Source organism: Gammaproteobacteria bacterium (assembly GCA_028817255.1).
In the GTDB taxonomy this organism is placed as follows: domain Bacteria; phylum Pseudomonadota; class Gammaproteobacteria; order Porifericomitales; family Porifericomitaceae; genus Porifericomes; species Porifericomes azotivorans.
In genome coordinates this window covers 1-2,829 of record JAPPQA010000191.1, presented here as the reverse complement: position 1 = coordinate 2,829, position 2,829 = coordinate 1, and the positions used below count along the sequence as shown (strand labels likewise).

The window sequence follows — 2,829 nt, the reverse complement described above, 5'->3', positions numbered from 1 at the left end:
GCCGATATCCAGGCCGCGATACACCATGGCGGAATCCACACTGATGATCTCGCAGGGCATGCGCTTACACAGGGCCAGCGCGAGACGGGTCTTGCCGGCGGCGGTCGGCCCCATCAGAAATACGACCGGCAGAGGAGACTCAGTCGGCATTGGCCAACAGGGAAGCCAGCTGCCCTACATCCAGCCGCCGCCAGGATCCGGCCAGCTTCGGGTCCGGCAACAGGGCCAGGAGTTGCCGGGTCAGGTCGGCGGAATCGGGCAAAGCCCCGGCGCCCCACTCAATCAGCCACTGCCGCAGAACGGTACGGCAATCCTCCTGCGCCACTGGCGGCTCGGGCAAGGATTCGGCCAGTGCCGCCAACAACCGGTCCGCGTCCGCGCCGGCCAACAGCACCGGGAGACTGCGCAACAGGACTGTGCCGTCGGCCTCAAAATCCAGTTCCAACCCGAGTTCCAGCAATTCCCCCCGACGCTTTTGCAACGCGCCGGCCGCGGCGGCGGCAACGGCACGGCGAGAGGGCAATAGCAGCGGCTGGCGGGGCAACGCCCGGTCTCCGTGTCGTTCCACGAGCAAGGCCAGCAACGCGCGGCGGGCGGGCGGCAGATCCACCAGCAACAGGTCCCGCTCCCCGACCACGGCGAGGAAGCGGCCCGCCACCAACCGCGACAACGGCAGGGACGGCGGCGATGCAAGGGACGGCGATGCAGGGGGCGCCGATGCAGAGAGCGGCGATGCAAGGGGCGGCGGCGCATGCGGTTGCCAGGCCGCCTGCAAGGCATCGCGCACTTCGGGTTGCGTAGGCGGAGGCGTGACGGGCGGCGGGCGCGCGGGGAACAAGGCGGCGTCGCGGCCGGTCAGCGCCCGGCGCAGGCCGACGCTAACGAAGTCATATACGTTGCGGGCATCGCGCAGGCGCACTTCCCGCTTGCTGGGGTGCACGTTGATGTCGGCGGACTCCGGGTCCAACTCGAGAAACAGCACATATGCCGGGAACCGGCCCCGGGGCAACAGGTCCTGGCAGGCGGCGCGCAACGCATGGCCAATCCGGCGATCCCGAATGCCGCGGCCATTCAGGAAGAAATACTGCCGGTCCGCCTGGCTGCGCGCCTGACCCGGGTTGCCGAACCAGCCGTGCAGGCGCATGGCGCCGGCCTGTAGTCCCAGCCGCCGGGCCTGGCGCAGAAAGGGCCGGCCCAGCAGGGATTCGACCCGCCGTTCCAAGGTGCCGGGGACCATGCGCAGCACTTCCTCGCCGTTGTGCCGCATCCGGATCTCGGTCTCGTTGCAGCTCAGGCCGAGCTGCCGGACGACTTCCTGCACATGCAGAAATTCGGTGCGATCGGTACGCAAGAACCGGCGGCGGGCCGGGACGTTAAAGAACAGATCGCGGACTTCCACCGTGGTCCCCCGGGGATGCGCGGCCGGGCGCACCGTCTCGACCTCTCCCGCCGCCGCCCGGATCTCGGCGCCGTGTTCCCCGCCCGCGCGGCGGGAACACAGGCGCAGGCGCGCCACGGCGGCGATGCTGGGCAGGGCCTCGCCGCGAAAACCCAAGGTGGCAATGCGCGCCAAATCGGCCGGGTCGCGGAGCTTGCTGGTCGCATGCCGTTCGAGGGCGAGCGGCAGGTCTTCGGCATGGATGCCCTGACCATCGTCGCAGATGCGGATCAGGCGCGAACCGCCGGCCTCGATATGCAGTTCCAGGCGCCGCGCCGCCGCATCGAGGCTGTTCTCCAGAAGTTCCTTGACCACCGAAGCGGGCCGCTCGATCACTTCGCCGGCGGCGATCTGGTTGGCCAGTTGCGGCGGCAACTGGCGGATACGCGCTTCGGCGCCGGACATTATTTCACGGGCCGCCATGTTCGCAAGCCATCGCCGCCCGCGGGCATGGCAACGCCCATTTGCGGAACATGCCCATGGCTCTTCACTTTCCAGGGGCCGTTCTTTCCCTGAGACGGGACGGAATCCGGGGAACGCATATCCCGCGATTATAACGGTTCCCGCCCGCCTTGCCCCGCGCCGGGCGCATCTGGCGGCGCATCCGGCGGCAAGGCCGAAAAGCCCGAACGGGCGGTCATCGCAACGGGGACCGCTAGAAGTAGAAAAACCAGGCGATCACCGGCGCCGAAGACGCCACGGCCAGGAACAGGGCCAGTGCCGGCAGGCGCCAGCCGGGCAACGATCCGCAGCCGGCGACGTGACCGGCGACGATCAGAATCAAGCCGGGCAAAAAATAAATCCCGAACGAATACCAGTGCAATATTTGCGGCGCAAACAACACCAGGACAGGGAGCTCGGCTGCCAAGCCCGACAGTTCCAACCCTGCTAACTCCGCTATCAGGATAAATAAGGCCATCGGCGCAAGACAGACCAGACAGGCCGCCTGGTGCAACGCGACGGCCCGCAGCGCGCGGGCGCACGGACTCTCTGTACGCCAATGGCGCAAGGCCCCAAAAACCGGCAACAGCGCAGCCAGTCCCGCGCACACGCCCACGGCGCGAAAAATCCCGGGAAGGTAGGCCGGATAGTGGCCTGAACCCCTGGGAACCAGCTCCATTTCGACCAGCACGAAAGGGATGGCATAGACGATCACGAACATCGCGCCCCAGACATAGATCGCAAAACGAAGAAAGGGCGCCGCCGGATCGGCGGCGGGAAGGGCGCGGAATTCCCGGGAAAAAATACGGAATACGCATCGGAAAAACGGCTTCATGCCAGATTTCCCGCATCCCTTCGCCAATGCGCGCCTGGACAATGCGAAAAGATTCCCACCCCGCTATTCCCGCGCATCACTCCCCCCTTGAGGGGGAGTCGGCAAGACGAGGGCG

3 protein-coding genes are annotated in these 2,829 nt (G+C 67.2%); all 3 read right to left on the bottom strand.

Going from position 1 to position 2,829, the window contains the following annotated elements; translation table 11 throughout:
• Window positions 1-150: tRNA (adenosine(37)-N6)-dimethylallyltransferase MiaA (locus tag OXU43_07785; protein ID MDD9825054.1), on the bottom strand; the 150-nt coding region annotated here is incomplete at its 3' end.
• A complete protein-coding gene (gene mutL / locus OXU43_07780) occupies window positions 140-1,843 on the bottom strand; it encodes a DNA mismatch repair endonuclease MutL (GenBank protein MDD9825053.1) in 1,704 nt (567 codons plus the stop codon). The genes mutL and OXU43_07785, both read right to left, overlap by 11 nt.
• A 250-nt stretch (window positions 1,844-2,093) precedes the next feature.
• Window positions 2,094-2,714 (bottom strand): hypothetical protein, encoded by a 621-nt coding sequence (locus OXU43_07775; protein MDD9825052.1) that lies wholly within the window; start codon window positions 2,712-2,714, stop codon window positions 2,094-2,096.
• Window positions 2,715-2,829 lie beyond the last annotated feature (115 nt).

Excerpts from the sequence above, each read along its gene's own strand:
- OXU43_07775 (MDD9825052.1), bottom strand. The coding sequence starts at position 2,714 with ATGAAGCCGTTTTTCCGATGCGTATTCCGTATTTTTTCCCGGGAATTC.
- mutL (MDD9825053.1), bottom strand. The coding sequence starts at position 1,843 with ATGTCCGGCGCCGAAGCGCGTATCCGCCAGTTGCCGCCGCAACTGGCC.